Source organism: Bacillus methanolicus PB1 (assembly GCF_000262755.1).
In the GTDB taxonomy this organism is placed as follows: domain Bacteria; phylum Bacillota; class Bacilli; order Bacillales; family Cytobacillaceae; genus Bacillus_Z; species Bacillus_Z methanolicus.
Genome location: NZ_AFEU01000001.1, coordinates 48,477 through 68,889, shown reverse-complemented (window position 1 = coordinate 68,889; position 20,413 = coordinate 48,477). Strand labels below are relative to the sequence as shown.

The window sequence follows — 20,413 nt, the reverse complement described above, 5'->3', positions numbered from 1 at the left end:
TCGCTTCTAATGAGTTTCCAAATTTTTCGAGTTATTTTCTCTTGTTCGACGCATTTGATGAAACATTCATGTTATTGATGATTCGAAATAAAGAGATAATGCGGACATATGACTAAAGGCATATTCATTAATTTGTTTCAGTTAGAATAAACTTTGTTCCAAAAAATGCTGTCACACATATAGTATAAAGAAAAATAAATGTAAAAATTTTCAGGTTTAGACTTCTGAGTATGACTATGTGAAGGTGGTATTTCATTACATGAAAGGGGTTATTCTTGCAGGTGGTACAGGTTCTCGTCTAAAGCCATTGACAAAATTTCTAAATAAGCATCTCTTGCCAGTAGGACCATATCCAATGATCTATTGGCCAATTCTAAAATTAAGGGACGCTGGAATACATGAGATTTTAATCATAACAAATCAACATCACCTCAGTTCCTTCATAGAGCTGTTAGGGCTGGGGGAGGAATTGAATGTAAAGATTCAATATAAAATACAAATAAATGAAGGCGGTGGTATTGCCGATGCCCTTATGAGCGCCAAAGATTTTATCAATGAAGATAAATTTGTCGTAATACTGGGTGATAATATTTTTGAAGATTCATTAACTCCTTACATCCAATCATTTCAACAACAGGACGCCGGCGCAAGAGTATTGCTAAAGGAAGTGAATGATCCTGCCCGATATGGAGTTCCACGGTTAGATAAAACCAATAATAAAATTATCTCCATCATTGAAAAGCCAAAGTTTCCTCCTTCTTCTTATTGTGTGACGGGAATTTATTTGTATGATCAAAACGTTTTTCAATTTATAGAAGCGATCAAACCATCAAACCGAAACGAGTTGGAAATCACAGATGTTAACAATATATATATTAATAACAATCAACTTCAGTATGATATTCTTAAGGGATGGTGGATTGATGCAGGAACACATGAGTCCCTTTATAAAGCGAATCAATGTGTTTACAAAAAAATAAAGGAGGATACAAAGTGAGTAAACACCTCCTTGTAACAGGCGGAGCAGGTTTTATCGGTGCAAATTTCATATCCCATTTACTAAATCACTCAAATTACTTTATTACAAATGTCGATTCCTTGACCTATGCCGGAAATAATGAAAATATAAAGCCATTTGAAAAATCAAATCGATACCGTTTTATAAAATGTGATATTGGTAATGAACAAGAGTTGCAATTCGTATTTGATCAAGAATATGAAGCGATTATAAACTTTGCTGCTGAATCACATGTAGACCGCAGCATCTTGAATGCCGCCCCGTTCATTCATACAAATATAATTGGTACGTTTAACCTTTTACAGGCTGTATTATCCGGGAAAGCCCGTAAGATGATCCAGATCTCAACAGACGAAGTATATGGCTCTCTCAAGCCGCAAGATCCTCCATTTACGGAAGAAACCCCGCTTGCTCCAAATAATCCGTATTCTGCAAGTAAAGCAAGTGCCGATTTACTCGTCAGATCTTTTTATAAAACACATCAACTGCCGCTTATCATCACAAGATGCAGTAATAATTATGGACCAATGCAACATCCGGAGAAGTTCATCCCTAAAATTATTACGAATGCACTTAACAATGAAGAAATTCCCTTATATGGTGATGGATTCAATATTCGTGATTGGATTTATGTAGAGGATCATTGCCGGGCCATCCATATGGTGCTTGAGAAGGGAGTTCCCGGCGAAGTTTATAATATCGGAGGAGCTGAAGAAAAAACGAATCTTGAAGTTATTCGATTTATTCTAAAGCAATTAGGAAAAGACGAACATTTAATCAAGCATATAGAAGACCGAAAAGGACATGATCGCCGGTATGCGATGAATTCAACGAAATTATCTAGGGAATTGGGCTGGAAACCTCTTGTTTCTTTTCATGAAGGCATTCAAAAAACCATAGAATGGTATAAACATAGGCGGCATGAGAATAGGTGAGAGTATGGATATATTAATTACCGGTGGTAATGGACAATTAGGAAAAGAACTGGAGAGACAATTGAGCATTGCACATTCTGTTATTAGTCTTGGAAAACAAGATTTAGACATCACATCAAAAGAAGATGTGGAAAAAATCATATCCAACATGAAGCCGCAAATCATCATCCATGCTGCTGCTTTTACTGCAGTGGACCAATGTGAAACAGATCGTAAAAGAGCGTTCGAAGTAAATAGTCTTGGAGCTTTCTATGTTGCTCAAGCAGCAAGCAAAGTTGGTGCACGGATGTTTTATCTTAGTTCTGACTATGTGTTCGATGGAAATAAACATTCTCCTTATGTAGAGGAAGATGAACCAAATCCACAATCAATTTATGGAATGAGTAAATGGCTGGGTGAAAAATTAGTTCTTCTATTCGATCATGTAACCGTTATCCGTACATCTTGGCTTTACGGTCACGATGGAAAAAATTTTGTGAAAACGATGTTGGAACTGGCTAAAAAAAATAGAGAATTTAAGGTAGTAAATGATCAAATTGGCTCTCCCACGTATGTGTACGATCTCACTGAAACAATTATTCATTTATTTGATAAAAAAAATGGCATCTATCATGTGAGCAATTCAGGATCGTGCACATGGTATGTATTCGCAAAAACCATTTTCGAAGAAGCGGGATTCAATCCGAAGAACGTAATGCCCACAACGACGGAGGAATATGGGGCGCTTGCACCGAGGCCCCGATATTCAGTATTAGGACATAATGCACTGCTTAGAGAGAACGTTAACCTGCCCAGGCCATGGAAAGAAGCGTTAAAGGATTTTCTTCGAAAGGAGACAGGTCAATGATAGAAGGAGTCAAGGTGAAGAAACTCATTAAACATTGTGATGACCGCGGCTTTTTCGCAGAGCTTATCCGTGATGATGAACCTGAATTGTTATCGAGATTTGGCCAAGCATCATGGTCGATGACCTACCCGGGTGTCATTAAAGCTTTTCATTATCACGAAAAGCAGGATGATTTGTGGTTTTTCCCTTCCGGCAACGCCCAAGTTGTCCTTTATGATCTGAGAGAGGATTCGCCTACTAAAGGTGAAACCGACGTTTATTATATGGGAGAGGAAAATCCGATTATGCTGCTCATTCCCAAAGGAGTTGCTCATGGGTATAGGGTACTTGGACAAAAACCTGCGACGATCATTTACTTTACAACCGAATCATACGATAGAGAAAATCCGGATGAGAAACGAATCAATTGGAATGATCCTGATATTGGATTTTCTTGGGAGACACAGAACCGATAGATCATTCAGGAAATAATTGAAGAGAAAAATATATATCAAGAGATTAATAAATGGCTTTAGTCAGGATTTTTATTTAAGGTTCACTAGGTTATCTGTTATGTTATTTCTTACAAAAGGGAAGGCTATTGAAGTTAGGGATAATGAAAGAAATTTTGAAAGAGACCAGCTGTGTTGCTGGTTTTTAATTTGATTGAATGTGTTTTGCAAGTAAAAAATCCAGCGTTTTGCAAGATTTTTTTCCAGCACCTTGCTCTTCATTTTATAGGTTCATATAGGAATTTTTTAATCGATAAATTGGTCAGGTAAATGAAAGTAAATAACTGTGATGAACGAGTCTGTCAATTATTGCCGTTGTCATTCTTTCATCATGAAAAATACTGTTCCATTTGCTAAATTCAAGATTTGTTGTAATAATAATACTTCTTCTTTCATAACACGATGCAACCACCTGGAAAAGAAGCTGCGCTCCTTCTCGGCTAACTGGAATATAGCCCCATTCATCACATATTAAGAGATCCGCCTTTTCTAAATGGCTGATTGTTTTGTATAAGGTACCTGCCTGTTTTGATTCAATTAATTCATTCACCAATGATGCACTTCGATAGAACTTTACGACTTTTCCTTGATTACACGCTTCCACTTCAAGAGCCGTCGCCAGATGAGTTTTTCCTTTATGTAAAGCTTTACATAAAGGAAATTATTCGAAGTAATCACTTATGTAAAGTTGATGGCTGAAATACAAATAAATTCTACATGGAAGTTATAAATTCTTTACATAATACCTCAAAATGTTAAGGTGCCACAGGCATTAATATTTTTGAGGAGGATTTTTGTATGCAATCTAAAAAAACAATTTAAGAACTGGTTTCCAGTGTATTACAGGAACTAGAGAGGCTAAACTATGCAGAAAATACCCGCATTAGCTATCGGACGTTTTATAAGAGGTTAATAAAATTTGCAAAAAGCAAAGAAGAGGAATTTTATTCAGAGGAACTTGGTTTTAACTTTCTTAAGAATTATTATAATTTCTCATTAAGTGGTTACCAAAAAGCAGTACCACGTAATTTGAGAGGCCCTGTAAGGATTATTCGTGTACTTGGCGATTATCAACTTCACGGATCAATAATACGTCGTCATTCAAAAAAACAACCCCCTATTTATCCGGAACACTATGTTAATGTACTTAAGTCTTTTGAACAAGAATGTGAATTATGCTGCTACTCGCCACGGTCGATGCGTACACGTATGAATCGTTTAAGGTCTTTTGTTGACTATCTTGTTGATCAAAACGTATCGTCTTGCGATAAAATTTATGGAATTCCAAAAAGATAGAGATCATACAACAAAAGACAGCTCAGTCTGTAACCTTCCCATCTTGGAAGATATCGGTTGGGCTATTATTGATTATCTTAAAAATGGACGGCTTAAAACATCATCCCCATATCTTTTTGTCCGTCATAATGCCCTTTAAGAACCATTCGGAATGGATGCTAACCTGCATAACATCATTACGAAATACACAAGACTTGCAGGGGTGAAAATACCATATGGCGGTACGAGGAAGATTTTAAGCGTCAAACTGTTCGTTATATTTTGGAGGAAGCGATATCCGTTGCACAAGTAGCTCGTGAGCTAAAAATTAATGAAAATACTCTTCACGGTTGGGTGAAAAAGTATAAGCAAGAAACAGAAATATTAGAAACCCAAACTTTTCGATCTGAAGACCACGAAGTTCGTGAATTGAAGAAACGTATTCGGGATCTGGAGGAGGAAAACTCCATCTTAAAAAAGGCGATGCACTTCTTCGCGAAAGACCATCGGTAAAATATTCATTTATTCATGAACATCGCTTCGATTACCGATTGGAGAAGATGTGCAAAGTATTGAAAGTTTCTCGAAGTGGTTATTATTAATGGCGTGATCGTCCCAAAAGTGCCAGACAAGAGCGCCGGGAAGAATTGACGCAGGAAGTGCGTCGTGTGTATTTCGAATCCCACCAACTGTATGGGATCCAAAGGTTACCAAAAAGCTCAATCATGAAGGAATTAAAGTTTCACAGAAGACGGTTTCCCGTATAATGAAAGAAGAGGGAATGAAGTCTCGTACCGTAAAAAAGCATAAGGCAGCAACCACTAACTTAAAACATAACCATTTCCGGTCCACGAAAATGTCTTAAACCAAAATTTTACTGTTACAAAACCAAATGAGGTATGGGTAGCTGATATCACATACGTTCCAACGGATGAAGGTTGGCTTTATCTAGCTAGTATTATGGATTTATATTCAAGGAAAATAGTCGGCTGGCATATAGACTGTACAATGAAAAAGGAAGCTAGTGTTGAGCTCATTAAAGCAAGCCTTTCAGCGTCAACAACCACAAGGATCTATCCTCCATCACTCTGATCGAGGGAGTCAATATGCTTAAATGACTATCAAGCTATGCTGATTGAATACGGTATGAAATGTAGCATGAGCCGCAAAGGAATTGTTAGGACAACACTTGTATTGAATCATTTCAGTGGATCATAAAAAAAGAACTAATCTATCAGACTCGTTATAAAACAAGGGAAGAAGCAAAAAAGAGCATATTTGAGTATATAGAAATATTTTACAATAATAAACGTATTCACTCAGACAGAGTATTTTTCACCACCTGAATACGAACGTATGTACTATAAAAAGGGGGCTTATATTATAGAAAAGTGAGACCCGAAAATTTACTTTTTAAAAATAATTAGGACAACGTCGTAATTATTTTTAAAAGGCCACCAAGCAATAGCGCGGTAGCTGCTAAAAATTTATAAATTTTTGTGTCTACTTTATTGACCTAATATTAACATTCAGATGGCAGCGGGATTAAACAGAGAATCCCTAGATATTCGGAGAAAAGTGTTTAATCTATACGCTTTTTGACTCCAGTCAGGACATTAATAATGGTTTCTTTTAGTAACAATTCACATTTAATTACATAGAATACAAATGACAATAAAAAAGATAAGGAGTATGCTATGAGAATTACAGGGGAAAGATTTATACCTAATAGTGGTTTTTTTGGTCCAGAAACAGAAATTAGACACCTTCAAAGATATTATTCTGTATTGAATTTAGTGAAAGAAAACGTCGTATTGGATATTGCTTGTGGTGAAGGGTATGGCTCTGATCTGATTGCAAATCATGCAAAATTTGTTTATGGGATTGACATTGATCAGGAAACGGTTGAACATGCTTCAAATAAATATAAAAGAGACAACCTACAATTTAAAAATGCTTCTGTAGTAAAAATCCCACTAAAAGATCATTCGTTGGATGTTGTTGTATCCTTTGAAACAATTGAACATGTAAATGAACATGAACAACACCTATTTTTAAAAGAAGTAAAAAGGTTACTGAAAAATGATGGAATCTTTATCATATCTACACCAGATAAACGAATGTATTCAGACATACCAAACTATAAAAATCCATTCCATGTCAAAGAATTTTATGAAGATGAATTTTTGAATTTCTTAAAAACATATTTTTCTTATGTTGATTTATACTACCAAAAAAACCAGATGACCTATATTTTAAGCAACTATAAAAACACTAATTTTACATCACTCCCTATTAACACAGACTCAGAACAAAATGGAAGATATTTAATTGCAGTTTGCAGCAACAATAAAGTTAAACATAACTTAAATTCTATTGTTATATAGAAAATGCAAATTTTTTCAAAGAAATAGCTTTTTCGGCTATCTCTTTTAATTATAGCCTATTTATAGCTTTCTTGATCTCTTGTTAAATTGTGCGTGACTCTTTTCTCATAAAGTTTCCGTCCATTACGATGAGCACCTGATCTATTGTCGCGAGACAGTAAGCGGGCTTGACGGGTAATAAAGAAAGAGTTCCTGTTTTTGCAAGTAAAAAATGTATCAAATGGCAATCTAAAAATGTACCACTTGCCACTCCCATTTTATTTATTGTGTAAGTTTGTCTCTTAACCGACGGCTATCACCATTAAAGAACAATAAATGTGAATGGTAGATTAAACCTATTGATAATAGATGAACTGGGATATATTCCTCTGCATAAGCAAGGTACAGAATTGTTGTTTCAGATCATTTTCGTGTGTTATGAAACCAGAAGTTTGATTGTGTGACTACCAATCTACAATTCGGGCAGTGGATTCATCCTGACAGAAGCTTTTATTCCGGTTCCAACCCCGCCATAAAAGATTAGTTTCTTTTATTTTTCTAAAAATTCACCCTGTAACACACATATTCTCTATTTTATCCTGGGGCCATCTGAATGTCTTCCCATTCAAATGGCTTTCCAGCGACCTTTGGCAAATATCTTGTTGAAGCAATAAGTTAATTTTTCGTTCCTCTCTCTGCTGGATTTCATATTCAACCAGCTTAAGTAATTACTCTTCATACGTAGCTGCTTTAATAGTTTTATAGTTTAATGGGATCCAACTGAGCTTTAATCTTTTTGCGTATGTAAGAGTCAATTAGCCTCAACCTATTACCCTAGTTAATTATGTGAGATAATCTTCTCAAATCAAGGTTTGAGGAGTTTTTTTATGTCCAAACATCCAAATTTAGAAAAAGAAAAGAATGGGAACGGCGAATCGCTGAATTTAAAGATAGTGGTCTAACCCAATCAGATTGGTGTAAGACAAATGACCTAAGTATTCACCAACTAAAATATTGGCTAATAAGAATTGATGGTTCAAAATCAATTCAAAAAACTAGTACCCAATGGGTTCCAATAACTTTGGAAGAATCACCATCACAGGAAACTGATTCATTACAAATAAAAATAGGAGCTGTTTCTACAGAGGTTAAAACTAATTTTAATCCAACGCTATTTGCAGATGTCGTAAAGGTGCTGAAAACCATATGTTAAATGAAATTTCATCTGATCGTGTTTATCTCGCTAGAGGCAGCACGGATTTATGAAAGTCTATCGATGGATTAGCTGCTCTTGTAAGCGAGGGATTTAACCTAGATCCGTTTTCTCCAAGTTTATTTGTTTATTGTAACAGACAAAGAGATAAGTTGAAAAACCTTTATTGGGATCAAAATGGTTTTTGGCTCTACTACGGTCGATTAGAGAAAGGGAAATTCCAATGGCCATCAGATCACAAGGATTCAGCTCCATTAAAAGTAACTCGTCGCCAACTTCGTTGGTTACTTGATGGATTATCTTTAGAACCAAGACAAGCACAACCGGAAGTTCGTGCAGGAACTGTAATTTAATTGAGATAATTCTTTCAATCTTCCAAACCCAACCCCTACAATTGAAGAACTTCTAGAACGCTGCGCGCTTCTCGAAAACAAAACGAAGAACTTCAGGCGAAGCTGGAAAATGAAAAACAAGAAATGGAAGCAAAATTATTCTGGCTTTAAGAACAACTTCGTCTGCATCAATTAAAACGTTTTGGTACTCCCAGTGAAAAAACGAATCCAAATCAGCTAGAATTCGATCTTTTTAACGAAGTAGAAAAAAAAGCAAATCTTGAATTACCAGAACCTACTCTGGAAACAATCACCTATCAACGTTGCAAAAAACAACGTGGTCAACGTAAGTTGATTTAAGAAAACTTGCTTGTGGAAACGATTGAGTATCGTTTGCCTGAAGATGAGCAAGTTTGTTCGTGTTGCGGTGGAAAATTGCATGAAATGAGTACAGCCACTCGCCAAGAGTTAATATACATTCCAGCAGAAATTAAGGTCGTTAAACATGTATGTCATGTTTAATCATGCCGTCATTGTGAACGAAATGAGATTGAAACACCGATTGAAACTGCATCAATGCCCAATCCTCTTATTTCAGGAAGTTTAGCTTCCCCTTCCATTATGGCTCATATTATGACTCAAAAATATGTTGAAAGGCTACCTTTATATCGTCAAGAAAAACAATTTAAAAGAATAGGGCTTGCATTATCTCACCAAACCATTGCCAACTGGATGATTAAAGGAGCAGAACAGTGGCTATGTTCACTTTATGATCGGATGCATGACCTTCTATTAAAACAAGATATTATTCATATGAGATCCTTGCCAAAACCATTTTTTTGGCAAACCGAGGGGAAGTAGAATAAAGTTTATTGTCCACCCGGATATAACCATATTTATCTGCCTTCACCTGTTCATACTGAACACATTCAAATTCCTTTGCCGGCAATTGCAGGAAGTGCTCTTTATCTTCCGTATATAATTCGGCAATCAATGTTCCCTTTTGATAATGAGGGCGAAGCCGGTCATTTTCAGCCTTCTCCCATAAAGAGCTATTAAAGGACTCCAAGTCAAGAATTGTTAACTCCTGGAGGAGAAAGTTGTTACGTACATAATTAACCATGGATTTTACGTGGCCTTTTTCATTCCCACTTGCCGGATTGCAGAATTCATATTCAAATCCATAATGTAAACAAAGCGTTGAAATTCATCCGTTAACTCACGTTCCCCATTTGGGAGTACCTTTTTCACCGCAAGTGAATAAATTATCAAACCCGGATTACCTTTGGGACTCCGCCTATGTACTGTAAGATTCGCTTTAATCCTTCCAAAAAGCATTCTCTATTTTGAGCAGGAAAAACTTAAAAATAAGATTCTTCACCACATTTAGTGAAATAGACAAAAAATAAGAAAACATTCACGAATTCCTGGCAATAATGTTAGCTAGCACATAAACATTAGGAGGTTTCGTAAATGTTTTCTGTACCACTAAAATTGCCAGAATTTGAGGTTATTAAACAGGATTTTCATTCAAAGCAGCTGACTCACTTTCCTCCAATAATTCTTTCTTTCGTTTTTTTACACATAGAGCCTTATAGAGGTCAGATCCTGTAAAGCTATATTATTCCTTAAGCAACTCATACTTTCTTTTTGCCGTTCTTCTAAACTTTTTTCTTCTTTTTTAAGTCCTCCTGAATCCATTTATCTAAAATTGGTTTAATAGGATCCATTACCCCGGCTATTCTTGTTTGCTTTACTGTCTGAGTTGAACTAAAATCTTCCATCTCTGAATACTTTTTTACTGTTCTTGGATCTCTTTTAATTCTGGCAATGTCGGAATAAGAACAGTCTTTTTAGTTTGCTTCATGTCTGATATAATTGATTTCAGCCAATGCTAACATCTCCTTAATTACCTCCCGTTGAAATGTTGTCCAACTAGGAGGGTATGGTATTAAGGGATTGTTGGCAAGTGGTTTTTTTAATTTGTGCAATCCCTAAGGCCTACACAAATTAATTGCCAAACACTACATTAATAAATTGCCACAAACTGAGTTCCAGCATTTTGAACATAAAGCACAAAATAACTGTTGGCAGGCTGACACCCAGTACAATTTATTTTATTTCCAGGTTGCCTCAAAAATTTTTTGAGGAAATTTCTTTCTTGCTGAAGTAAAAAGCTACTGGTTAAATGGGGTTTTATACTTTTCTTTTCCACTAGGACCTCCCCATTTTATTTGATAATATTGTGCATAAAGAGAAAATGTCGCCTGCGTCAATTGTAACCTTTTCGGATCTGATTTTATAGAAGAACTTCCTCCATTATGATGTATAATCTTATCTCCAAATTCCGTATTAATCCTTTCATACCCTAATAGATCCATTCTATGATTATAGTCTACATCAGAATGATAATCCCTGAATATAGTATCAAACTCACCTATTTCTTTTTGTGCATTCACATTGTATGCAGCAAGTGTATCATAATTTGTATAAATCACCCCCCATTTTCTTCCTTCATTTTGTATTTTTTTTATCGTTTCAAGAAAGGCTTCTGCTACTCCTGGATGTGCCTCTGCGTCACTATGCATATATATCCATATTTCACAATTATTTTCTATTGCTTTTTTTATGAAAAAATTTATTGATTGAGTAAGTGTTAAAGGAACTGGAGGAAAATAAACTTGAACTTTTGATGAGATGTCATGATTCCGAAGATCCTGATACTCAGAATTATCAATTATAACCGTATTTGACCAATATGGCTTTATGCTATCAACAGCTCTTTGTAATAAATCCGGGCGATTAACATAGGGAATACCAACTATAAAATTCATTAACAATCTCCTTCCATTATTGTTTGTTTTTCTTCCCTCCAATGTATTTACATAGAAAAAAATTTTTTGATGTTTAATTCACTTAATGTATTATATGCGATAAAAATTCTTACTGTTATAAGTGAAGAGTCCAATTTAATATCACGTTGAAAAGTTGCCTAACTTGTCGGGGCTGACCCAAAAGGAACCAAAAATTTCCTTTGAAAGGTCGCTTCTCTTATTTATAAAAATATAAAAGAGAATCGCTCTATTTGGTAAAATTAAAAACAACCACCAAAGGAGCGATTCTCTTATGAAACATAATAATATTTCTTTCATTTAATATAACATGGATCAACTTATTCTACCACTAGATTTAGCATTCCTCATCCCTGAACATCATCTCGCACGTGTTGTGAATGAAGCGGTTGAAAAGCTGGACGATTCTATTTTTCTCCCACTTTAAAAAGGCGGTGGTCCCAGCAGTTATCACCCGAAAATGATGTTGAGGATTTTAGTTTATGCCTATGCCGAAAAAATTTATTCTGCTCGAAAAATGGCTAAGTAATTGAAAGAAAACATTTACTTCATGTGGCTGAGTGGGAACCAACGACCGGATTTCCGTACCATCAATTGTTATCAATTGTTTCCGATCCGAACGCATGACGCCCATCATCTATGAAGTCTTCTTCTCAGTAGTTGAACTCCTAAGGCAAAAAGGGGCTTGTTCGACTCGAAAATTACTATTTGGATGGGACCAAAATCGAAGCCAATGCCAATCGATATTCGTTTGTGTGGATAAAGGCTGTCAACAAATTTGATGATAAACTGAATGAGAAATATTGAAAAATCGCCTATGACATTGAACGGGTTCTCGAAGGAGAATTCTAACAAGAGTCATTGGATTTAGACGAGCAATTAGAATTAAAGCCCGTTACCTCCAAAGAGATTCAAGAAACCAAGAAGAAAGTGGATGAGCATTTAAAAAAAGATCCGACAAATAAAACGCTAAAGAAAGCGAAGAAACAGTTAAGTGAATACCTTCTCCTACGGAAGCAAAAATATGAGTAACAACGAAAAATTACTCTAGAACGAAACAGTTTTTCTACAACAGATCATTATGCAACCTTCATACGAATGAAAGAAGATCACATGAAAAATGGGCAATTGAAACCAGGAAATAATGTACAAATGGGAACAGAAGGTCAATTTATCATTGGGTATTCTCTTCATCAACGGACAGGAGACACACGGTGTTTCATCCAGAATCTGGAACATATAAAACAATACATTTCCCTCCCTTCAAATATCATTGCCGATTCTAGATACGGGAGAGAGGAGAACTATGCATACTTTGAAGAATAGGGCAAACAAGCATATACTTTTGGTGTTAGACTAAAAAGTAGACACAGATTATTATAGTAATAATAGACTGAAAAATGAGGTGTCTACATGACTAATAAACAAAGGCGGTACGAGGAAGACTTTAAGCTTCAAACAGTTCGTTATATTTTGGAGGAAGCGAAATCCGTTGCACAAGTGGCTCGTGAGCTCAAAATTAACGAAAATACTCTTCACGGTTGGGTGAAAAAGTATAAGCAAGAACCAGAAATATCAGAAACTCAAACATTTCGATCCGAAGACCACGAAGTTCGTGAACTGAAGAAACGTATTCGGGATCTGGAGGAGGAAAACTCCATCTTAAAAAAGGCGAAGCACTTCTTCGCGAAAGACCATCGGTAAAATATTCATTTATCCATGAACATCGCTTCGATTACCGATTGGAGAAGACGTGTGAGGTATTGAAAGTTTCTCGAAGCGGTTATTATAAATGGCGTGATCGTCCCAAAAGTGCCAGACAAGAGAATAGAGAAGAATTGACGCAGGAAGTGCGTCGTGTGTATTTCGAATCCCACCAACTGTATGGGATCCAAAGGTTACCAAAAAGCTCAATCATGAAGGAATTAAAGTTTCACAGAAGACGGTTTCCCGTAAAACATACGAACGTATGTACTATAAAAAGGGGGCTTAATGAGCATATTATAGAATAGTGAGACCCGAAAATTTATCTTTTAAAAATAATTAGGACAACGTCGTAATTATTTTTAAAAGGCCACCAAGCGATAGCGCGGTAGCTGCTAAAAATTTATAAATTTTTGTGTATACTTTATTGACCTAATATCACTTTCAATACGTTTGACCAAGAGCAAAAAGAACATGGAAGAAACGGATCGAACGAGTCGAGAACATGGAATATGATGAGGAATTAGATGAATTCATTTGTGTGAATGGAGAACGTTTCACTTTTTAATATGAAACAAAGAAGGAATCAGCCCAAGGATACATATCAATCAAACGTCGATATCGATGCAATCAGTGTCAAGATTGTCCATTCCAGAGCACTTGTGCAAAAGGAAAAGCGTATCGTACCATCACGATAGCATTAAAGAATCAGATTCAAAGAAAGGAAGTAAAAGAGCGATTACTTTCTAAAGAAGGAAAAGAAAAATATCTGACGTCGAAAGACCTGATGTGGAAAGTGGGTACGGTCAAATCAAGCGAATCTAGACTATCGACATTTTCATTTAAGAGGCCTCTCCAAAACGACTCTGGAATGGGGTCTAGTTTGCGTTGCACACAATTTTAAAAAGTGGCAAAAGATAAGGGTTCTTCAACAAGGGGTATAAGATAATCCCCCAATCAAATGAAATTAGCCTGAAAAACACCATGAAATTAACAATAAATACCAAGGTTATACAAAAAAGTTGACTCATGAGGCTGTCTGAAAAGCCCAAGGGTCAGACCCCATAACACAATATATAGGACATAATTTTGGATAAATGTGCTATATATTGATAAATGCGCATGGGGTCAGACCCTTATGAGACAGCCTCTTTGAGTCAGCCTCGGATTTTAGCATTTTAGGAAAAAAGTTTGTCGGTACAATCTAACCAGTATACGAAAAGGAAACTAAGATCCAGTTGATTTTGATGGGGTTATAATGTATGGCCACTCCATGTAAAGTGCAGATCACTAACCGTTTACTTTAACGCGAGCGAAATTTGTTTTTGTTACTCAACGGTGCATCAATTCTTTAAATTCAGTGCTGTTTATAATACTTACTAATAATAAAATTTTTGAATTTTCATCAGTAAGTTTTAAGTTATATAATTCTAATTCACTTAAACTCGGCTTTCGATTTAAAAACTCTTCATATGAAGCAGAAATAAATTCTTTATTGTTATAGCTTAACATTGTAGCTATTTTAGACAAGATCGTATGATTATTGATCTGAATAAAATAAGTATTAGAAAAAAGTAACTTTGCTTCTTCACTTAACAAAACTTTCGATAGCAAAGTAATCTTTGATATGCCTTTTGACAAATTATACATATGTCGTTCAAACCCATACTGATCTGGTTCTCTATTCAAAATTTCTTTATATAATGCATACAAGAAATCTTTATTATTTAGCTTTATTAAGTCAGAAACCGTTTCATAAATTTTTTTCTCCTTTATATAGATATGATTAATAGAACTATCCTTATGTGTTACAAATTTTTTATTAATTGTTATTTGTTCAAGCTGGTTAAAAGCATTGATAACTCTACGGCCAACACTCTCCCAGTTATACTTCTTTACATTTTGTAATCCTAAACTTTTTAATTTTTTTCTTAACTGTTGGTTTGTCAATAAAATTTCTAGTCCAGTCGAAATTTCTTCGACATTTTCTGGGTTTACTGTATATGCTGCTTCACCTGCTATTTCTTTTAAAGATGAATTATTTGAAGTTAACACGGGAACTCCACATGCCATTGCTTCTAGGACAGGCAGACCAAATCCTTCATAAAGGGAAGGAAATGCAAAAAGTTCTGCACTATTATAAATATCAATTAATTCATCTATTGATAAAAACCCAGTTATAACGATATTTTCCTTAATATTATATTCGGCAGCAAGATTATTAATTTGTAAGATTTCAAAATTATTAAGATGATTAAAGAACACGATTTGATAACGATTAATTAAATGTGGTAGTTTCGCAAAAGCCTCAAGAAATCTTCTAAGGTTTTTCCTGAATTCAATTCCTCCAGAAAATAGAATATAGGGTTTCGTTATTCCATATTTATTATTAAGTAAATTTAATTTGAAATTTTTCTTTACCCTAAATTTTTCGCTAATACCTCCCATAATAACTACTATTTTTTGTGGATCAATATTTGCATAAGTAATGGCATCATTTTTAGTTGTTTCAGAGATAGCGAACACCAATTCACAAGATCTTATAAAATTTAAGGTCTTCATATAATTTTCCTTTGTCTCATTAGTTAGGTAAATATTTGAGTATAAAAGTGGGATTAGGTCATAGAGGGTAACTACAACTTTTATTTCATTGAACCTATAGATTTGAGGATAAGAATTGGCAATAAATTCAAAAGGGCTGGTTATATGAAAAATGTCAATTGAATTTTTATCTAAAAAGTAGTTTAAGTGACCCTCTATGGACGTATTCTCTTGATTTATACTTGGATAGAAATAAAAGTAGGAATTTTGATTATCAAGTTTTGTTATAGTCTCAATTAAATTTCTAGTATATTCTCCTATCCCTCTTTTATCAGAAGCTGATTGAGTAAAACTCATGTCAAAAGCAATGTTCATCTCTAATCACCTCGTATCTTAGTAGCAGTCTCTCGAAAATTAGCTTTCTTTGATAGGGGCTGTCTCAAAAGCCTAAGGGTCAGACCCCATAACACAATATATAGGATATAATGTTGGATAAATATGCTATATATTGATAATGCACATGGGGTCAGACCCTTATGAGACAGCCCCTTTTGTTTATGGTTACGTCCAATAAATAGGATATGATCACAAAATGATTTTCAATTCCTCATTTTTTTCTTGACATATTACTACTAGGCTACACCACTGGAAAACAATGGTACTGAAAACCATTATTGGAACTATTTATAAAATATTAAAGCCATTATCTCAATAAATAATTTTCAGTATAGTGGTTCTTGAATACCATCTTAATTTATGCTGTTTTGTGCAAGAAAGTTAAGGGATAAAAATGAAATAAGATAATACTGTAAAAGAAGTTACAAAATAACTAAGTTTCTTCATAATCGAGAATCCTTATGGTGGTCCGTGTCATGAACAATTTTATAAGACGGGGCAGGATCCTTACTTAAGTATTTGCATTTTGAGCAAAAGATGTTCTTATAGAAGTTAGAGTGGCAGTCTTTAAAGCTGGATTTTTTTGTTTAGAAAAGAAAAGAGTACGGATAAATGACACAAGCATATTGATTAATTTGATTAAGATCGCCGCAATTTTGTTACAAAAAAAGGCTATTATACATATAGTATATAGAAAATTTAATGTAAAAATTCAGTTATAATTTACTAACTAGAGAGTTATCAATTTAAAATTTCTAAGCTTTATTTATTAATGTAAAGGTGGTTTTTCAATTCATGAAAGGGGTTATTCTTGCTGGTGCCACTGGGTCTCATCTAGACCCATTAACAAAATATATAAATAAACATCTCTTGCAGTAGGACCGATACAAATATTGGCTTTTCCTGGGAAAACTAAATACCGATAACAGATAGCAAGGGTGGGTAAATGTGGAGAAAGGTGTTAACTTAATTGGTTACGCAAGAGCAGAATTTGGATTAGGAGAGTCGTGCCGTTTAGCGGCCAAATCTTTGAATTCCGTCGGAATTCCTTTTTGTATTGTGAACTTTCCAAATTGTCCTTCAAGACAAAATGATCTAACTTGGCAACATAAGGAAGTAAATGAACCAATTTATAAAACGAACATCTTTTTTATAAATGCTGACCAACTATATTACAATTATAGGAAAAACAAAATTAAAAGAATATGGTTCTTACATCGGTATAATATTGGTTATTGGCATTGGGAATTACCGGAATTTCCAACCAAGTGGACTAAGAGCGTTCATTTAGTGAATGAAATTTGGGTTCCATCTAATTTTACATTTCAATCAATTTCTAAGAAAATTTCCAAACCAGTTGTCACTATTCCACACGGTATTACTGTTGAAACACCTCTTCACTTTAATCGCAATGACTTTGGGCTCCCCGAAAATCGTTTTCTATTTTTAACTATGTATGACATACACAGTACATCCTTTAGAAAAAATCCGATAGGAGTTATCCATGCATTTAAGCAAGCTTTTAATAAAGAAGATCATTCTGTTGGTTTAGTTGTTAAGATTAATAACGCATCTCATGCTCCACAAGAAGTTGAAATGCTAAAGCAAAAAATTGCCGGCTATCAAAATATATTTCTTATTGATAAAGTTTTAAGTCGGCAAGAGGTTGACGGATTAATGAATTCAATTGACTGCTTTGTATCCCTTCACCGATCAGAGGGGTTTGGTTTGCCGTTAGCTGAAGCCATGTTTTTAGGGAAACCAGTCATCGCCACAAATTGGTCGGGGAACATTGACTTTATAAATGAACAAAATGCATGTGTCGTCGATTTTACATTAAAAAAAATCGGTCAAAATTATGGACCATATACTGCAAATCAATATTGGGCGGAACCTTATATAGATCAAGCTGCTAATTTTATGAAAAAATTAGTTGAAGACAAAGAGTATGGTAATCGAATTGGAAAACTTGGGAAAGAAACAATAATGAACCAATATTCGCCCCAGATGGTTGGAAACATGTATAAATCCCGTCTACAACAACTAGGGTTGCTTTAATGTTTTTTGACCTTACTTTATAGAGCAAATTATTTAACTACAAAAAGAAGAGCCAGATGCTACTGGTGAAACACATTCGATGAAAGAGCTAGTAGAAACCGATTTTCAATAAGTCGGTTTACGCTACCAGGATTATGTCGTTCAAGACCCGCAATTTAAGCGTCCTGCTAAAGTAGATATTTTATTTGGGATCCTTCAATAGCAAAACACAAGTTAGGGTGGGAACTAAAAATATCCTATGCTGATTTGGTAAAATTGATGGTCGACTCTGACTTATCTAATAATAAAGGAAAATGAACATCACATAACAGTTACAGTTCTTTTATTTTTCAAATTCATGTTAAAATCCAATCTTTAGAATTAATCATTCAGTCTTTCACTTGTAGCAATAAGATGAAACCGACTTTAAGGAAAATAAAAAGCCATAAATCAAGACTGCACGAAAGATGTGGTTTTTCTATTTTAAACGGTTCATAAGGAGGATGTGAAATGATTCCAATCGTATCGGTTATTTTAACGAGTTATAACAAACCGAAAACCATTGGTAATGCCATTGAGAGTGTGCTTAATCAAACATTTGGGAATTGGGAACTTTTCATAATGGACGATCACTCCCAAAAAGAAACAGTTGAAATCATAAAACGATACATAAACGACCCAAGAATTCACTATTTTAATAGTTATATACAAGACAGTGAAAGATACAAAACAACAAGGTACGCTACATTAATAAATGAAGCAATACCGAAGACGAAAGGAAAATATATTACTTATTTAACTGACGATAATATTTTTTTGCCAGAACGTTTAGAAACAATGGCAAGAGTGCTGAACCAAAATCCTGATATAGAAATCGTTTATTCCCAGCAATTGGTGAAAACAATTGATGAGAATGGAAAAGTTGAACGTGAAAAGATCCGTAAAACATACGGAGTATTAAAAAATCCTATCGGGCTGGTTGATCATTGTTCAATCATGCATACAAGAAGCATCGCAGATAAAATATACAAGGAATATGGAAGCTATTGGGAAGATGATCCAGCTTATTGGTTTAATGGTGATGCAGCTTTTTGGACTCGATTAACGAATTTCAAACCCTTTTATCCTATCCCCAAAACTTTAGATATTGCATTAAAAGACGCTCAATCTTTTCAACGACTTTATCATCATTTGCCCAAAAATATTCCAAACGGAACTCTTGTGAGAAGCCCATCATCCGATACTTATATTATTGACAACCAAGAACGTAGAAAAATAGACCCGGAAGTTTTTGGAAAGTTAAAATATGACGTAGACAAAATTGTCACAATTCCGGATCCGTTTCTTTTTAAATACAAAGAGGGAGTATCCGTTGACAATCAGGTTTTTTTTGATTATTCCCTTTTCCCGGATCAAAGGCTTATTATTTCTCCTAATAATCCAGCTGTATTTTATTTTCAGAACGGTAAAAAGCACCATGTAAAAAATGAAAAAGCATTTTCAGATTTTAAATTCCAATGGGATAAAATTGTAATCGTTAGTGACAACTTATTAAACCAAATACCCAGTGGTAACTTTATTGAAGAGTTATCCATGAACATTACTTTTCTACCTGATGGAGTTTTATTCAATTGTGATAATAACTTTTATATTAGCTTAAATAATCATCTTCATCCAATAGAAAAACGTGTGGCAACAAAACTGAATCTTCCCGTTGCCAATCCTGTGAGAATTAATCGAAATATTGTTGCTAAATTTAAACAAGGAGAGCCTTTTAAATGGCAAATACCTTTTATAAACTAAAGAAACCATTGAAATTATTTAATGGCACCTTTAAAATTCGTTGATCATACTATAAATGACAAATAATTGTTTCTCGTTGTTTAACGAGTTTAAAGGGGAGCATAGGTTTGAAAAATATTTTTTCATTTATATATAATCGAAATATTTGGGGGAGTTCTGAGTCTGTATCCGGTCCTGGATCATCAATTGCACAGACGAAAACAATTATTCAGGAGTTGCCCATTTTAATTAAAAAGCTACAGATCAGAAAAATCTTGGATGCGCCCTGCGGTGATTTTAATTGGATGAAGGAAATTCAAAAGAACATAGAAACATAAATCGGAATTGATATTGTAGATGAATTGATTGAAAAAAACAAAAAATTTATTCAGCAGATAATGTTCAATTCTTTCAGGGTGACATTACCAAAGATTCCCTTCCGAAAGCAGATTTAATCCTTTACCGTGATTGTCTTGTACATTTTTCATTTTCTGATATAGAATTAGCAATAAAAAATATGAAAGCCAGCAAATCAAAGTATCTATTAACGACTACGTTTACGAATCGCAAAAGAAATATGAATATTAAAACAGGGAACTGGCGTCCTCTTAATCTTGAAATTGA

Annotated in this window: 20 protein-coding genes and 7 pseudogenes; 23 read left to right on the top strand and 4 right to left on the bottom strand. The window is 34.6% G+C overall.

The window, feature by feature from the left end:
* Positions 1-259 precede the first annotated feature (259 nt).
* From PB1_RS00240 to PB1_RS00225, 4 genes are read left to right on the top strand one after another with little or no spacing between them, the layout of a single operon-like run.
* Complete coding sequence (locus PB1_RS00240; RefSeq protein ID WP_003350009.1) at positions 260-997, top strand: sugar phosphate nucleotidyltransferase; 738 nt, start codon at positions 260-262, stop codon at positions 995-997.
* Positions 994-1,953 (top strand): dTDP-glucose 4,6-dehydratase, encoded by a 960-nt coding sequence (rfbB, locus tag PB1_RS00235; protein WP_003350008.1) that lies wholly within the window; start codon positions 994-996, stop codon positions 1,951-1,953. The genes PB1_RS00240 and rfbB overlap by 4 nt, the downstream gene beginning before the upstream one ends.
* Before the next feature lie 4 nt (positions 1,954-1,957).
* Positions 1,958-2,800 carry a dTDP-4-dehydrorhamnose reductase gene (gene rfbD / locus PB1_RS00230; protein WP_034644689.1) on the top strand — a complete coding sequence of 281 codons (843 nt, stop codon included), beginning with the start codon at positions 1,958-1,960 and terminating at the stop codon, positions 2,798-2,800.
* Positions 2,797-3,255: a dTDP-4-dehydrorhamnose 3,5-epimerase family protein gene (locus PB1_RS00225; RefSeq protein WP_003350006.1), complete on the top strand. Its 459-nt coding sequence runs from the start codon at positions 2,797-2,799 to the stop codon at positions 3,253-3,255. Before rfbD ends, PB1_RS00225 begins: the two co-directional genes overlap by 4 nt.
* A gap of 298 nt (positions 3,256-3,553) precedes the next feature.
* Here the strand turns inward: PB1_RS00225 and PB1_RS00220 are convergent.
* Positions 3,554-3,925: pseudogene (locus tag PB1_RS00220) on the bottom strand (ATP-binding protein); the annotation flags it as partial.
* 845 nt (positions 3,926-4,770) lie between these two features.
* Here PB1_RS00220 and PB1_RS18475 point away from each other — a divergent pair.
* The 11 genes and pseudogenes from PB1_RS18475 (at position 4,771) to PB1_RS18660 (ending at position 9,338) form a co-directional block, all read left to right on the top strand.
* A complete protein-coding gene (locus PB1_RS18475) occupies positions 4,771-5,079 on the top strand; it encodes a transposase (RefSeq protein ID WP_420796285.1) in 309 nt (102 codons plus the stop codon).
* Positions 5,080-5,212: 133 nt separating this feature from the next.
* Positions 5,213-5,431: an IS3 family transposase gene (locus PB1_RS18470; protein ID WP_420796284.1), complete on the top strand. Its 219-nt coding sequence runs from the start codon at positions 5,213-5,215 to the stop codon at positions 5,429-5,431.
* 29 nt (positions 5,432-5,460) lie between these two features.
* Positions 5,461-5,658, top strand: a pseudogene (locus PB1_RS18465) (DDE-type integrase/transposase/recombinase); the annotation flags it as partial.
* A gap of 101 nt (positions 5,659-5,759) precedes the next feature.
* Positions 5,760-5,912 carry an IS3 family transposase gene (locus tag PB1_RS18460; protein ID WP_420796283.1) on the top strand — a complete coding sequence of 51 codons (153 nt, stop codon included), beginning with the start codon at positions 5,760-5,762 and terminating at the stop codon, positions 5,910-5,912.
* 351 nt (positions 5,913-6,263) lie between these two features.
* Entirely contained in the window at positions 6,264-6,953 is a 690-nt protein-coding gene (locus PB1_RS00210) for a class I SAM-dependent methyltransferase (RefSeq protein ID WP_003350000.1), read from the top strand.
* A 329-nt stretch (positions 6,954-7,282) separates the two neighbouring features.
* A pseudogene (locus PB1_RS18265) lies at positions 7,283-7,428 on the top strand (ATP-binding protein); the annotation flags it as partial.
* 438 nt (positions 7,429-7,866) lie between these two features.
* On the top strand, positions 7,867-8,145 hold the full coding sequence (gene tnpA, locus PB1_RS18455) for an IS66 family insertion sequence element accessory protein TnpA (protein ID WP_081485576.1): 279 nt from the start codon (positions 7,867-7,869) through the stop codon (positions 8,143-8,145).
* Between the two features lie 59 nt (positions 8,146-8,204).
* On the top strand, positions 8,205-8,498 hold the full coding sequence (tnpB, locus tag PB1_RS00205; RefSeq protein WP_081485575.1) for an IS66 family insertion sequence element accessory protein TnpB: 294 nt from the start codon (positions 8,205-8,207) through the stop codon (positions 8,496-8,498).
* A 162-nt stretch (positions 8,499-8,660) separates the two neighbouring features.
* Positions 8,661-8,837 (top strand): IS66 family transposase, encoded by a 177-nt coding sequence (locus PB1_RS18670; protein WP_155816380.1) that lies wholly within the window; start codon positions 8,661-8,663, stop codon positions 8,835-8,837.
* A gap of 84 nt (positions 8,838-8,921) precedes the next feature.
* Positions 8,922-8,999, top strand: a complete 78-nt coding sequence (locus PB1_RS18665) for a hypothetical protein (RefSeq protein WP_337999015.1) — start codon at positions 8,922-8,924, stop codon at positions 8,997-8,999.
* A gap of 54 nt (positions 9,000-9,053) precedes the next feature.
* Positions 9,054-9,338 (top strand): IS66 family transposase, encoded by a 285-nt coding sequence (locus tag PB1_RS18660; RefSeq protein ID WP_155816354.1) that lies wholly within the window; start codon positions 9,054-9,056, stop codon positions 9,336-9,338.
* Here the strand turns inward: PB1_RS18660 and PB1_RS17635 are convergent.
* On the bottom strand, positions 9,283-9,546 hold the full coding sequence (locus PB1_RS17635) for a Mu transposase domain-containing protein (RefSeq protein WP_050979081.1): 264 nt from the start codon (positions 9,544-9,546) through the stop codon (positions 9,283-9,285). The genes PB1_RS18660 and PB1_RS17635 overlap by 56 nt on opposite strands.
* Before the next feature lie 1,108 nt (positions 9,547-10,654).
* Positions 10,655-11,311, bottom strand: coding sequence for a glycosyltransferase family 2 protein (locus tag PB1_RS00195; RefSeq protein WP_003349994.1), 657 nt, complete (start codon positions 11,309-11,311; stop codon positions 10,655-10,657).
* Positions 11,312-11,639: 328 nt separating this feature from the next.
* Here PB1_RS00195 and PB1_RS18445 point away from each other — a divergent pair.
* The 4 genes and pseudogenes from PB1_RS18445 to PB1_RS18255 all read left to right on the top strand — a co-directional run.
* Positions 11,640-12,652, top strand: a pseudogene (locus PB1_RS18445) (transposase); the annotation flags it as partial.
* A gap of 90 nt (positions 12,653-12,742) precedes the next feature.
* Positions 12,743-13,033 carry a transposase gene (locus PB1_RS00185; RefSeq protein WP_003349991.1) on the top strand — a complete coding sequence of 97 codons (291 nt, stop codon included), beginning with the start codon at positions 12,743-12,745 and terminating at the stop codon, positions 13,031-13,033.
* A 601-nt stretch (positions 13,034-13,634) separates the two neighbouring features.
* A pseudogene (locus PB1_RS18260) lies at positions 13,635-13,748 on the top strand (transposase); the annotation flags it as partial.
* Between the two features lie 112 nt (positions 13,749-13,860).
* Positions 13,861-13,977: pseudogene (locus PB1_RS18255) on the top strand (transposase); the annotation flags it as partial.
* 388 nt (positions 13,978-14,365) lie between these two features.
* Here PB1_RS18255 and PB1_RS00180 read toward each other — a convergent pair.
* On the bottom strand, positions 14,366-15,949 hold the full coding sequence (locus PB1_RS00180) for a glycosyltransferase (protein ID WP_003349990.1): 1,584 nt from the start codon (positions 15,947-15,949) through the stop codon (positions 14,366-14,368).
* A gap of 816 nt (positions 15,950-16,765) precedes the next feature.
* Here PB1_RS00180 and PB1_RS17240 point away from each other — a divergent pair.
* From PB1_RS17240 to PB1_RS16500, 4 genes and pseudogenes are all read left to right on the top strand, one after another.
* Positions 16,766-16,843, top strand: a pseudogene (locus PB1_RS17240) (sugar phosphate nucleotidyltransferase); the annotation flags it as partial.
* 75 nt (positions 16,844-16,918) lie between these two features.
* Positions 16,919-18,028, top strand: coding sequence for a glycosyltransferase family 4 protein (locus PB1_RS00175; RefSeq protein ID WP_003349988.1), 1,110 nt, complete (start codon positions 16,919-16,921; stop codon positions 18,026-18,028).
* A 489-nt stretch (positions 18,029-18,517) separates the two neighbouring features.
* Positions 18,518-19,810, top strand: coding sequence for a glycosyltransferase (locus PB1_RS00170; RefSeq protein WP_003349987.1), 1,293 nt, complete (start codon positions 18,518-18,520; stop codon positions 19,808-19,810).
* 107 nt (positions 19,811-19,917) lie between these two features.
* Positions 19,918-20,127 carry a hypothetical protein gene (locus PB1_RS16500; protein ID WP_003349986.1) on the top strand — a complete coding sequence of 70 codons (210 nt, stop codon included), beginning with the start codon at positions 19,918-19,920 and terminating at the stop codon, positions 20,125-20,127.
* Positions 20,128-20,413: the final 286 nt, after the last annotated feature.

Coding starts and splice junctions, on each gene's coding strand:
- PB1_RS00240 (WP_003350009.1), top strand. CDS start 260: ATGAAAGGGGTTATTCTTGCAGGTGGTACAGGTTCTCGTCTAAAGCCA.
- rfbD (WP_034644689.1), top strand. CDS start 1,958: ATGGATATATTAATTACCGGTGGTAATGGACAATTAGGAAAAGAACTG.
- PB1_RS00225 (WP_003350006.1), top strand. CDS start 2,797: ATGATAGAAGGAGTCAAGGTGAAGAAACTCATTAAACATTGTGATGAC.
- PB1_RS00210 (WP_003350000.1), top strand. CDS start 6,264: ATGAGAATTACAGGGGAAAGATTTATACCTAATAGTGGTTTTTTTGGT.
- PB1_RS18665 (WP_337999015.1), top strand. CDS start 8,922: ATGAGTACAGCCACTCGCCAAGAGTTAATATACATTCCAGCAGAAATT.
- PB1_RS18660 (WP_155816354.1), top strand. CDS start 9,054: ATGCCCAATCCTCTTATTTCAGGAAGTTTAGCTTCCCCTTCCATTATG.
- PB1_RS00195 (WP_003349994.1), bottom strand. CDS start 11,311: ATGAATTTTATAGTTGGTATTCCCTATGTTAATCGCCCGGATTTATTA.
- PB1_RS00185 (WP_003349991.1), top strand. CDS start 12,743: ATGACTAATAAACAAAGGCGGTACGAGGAAGACTTTAAGCTTCAAACA.
- PB1_RS00180 (WP_003349990.1), bottom strand. CDS start 15,949: ATGAACATTGCTTTTGACATGAGTTTTACTCAATCAGCTTCTGATAAA.
- PB1_RS00170 (WP_003349987.1), top strand. CDS start 18,518: ATGATTCCAATCGTATCGGTTATTTTAACGAGTTATAACAAACCGAAA.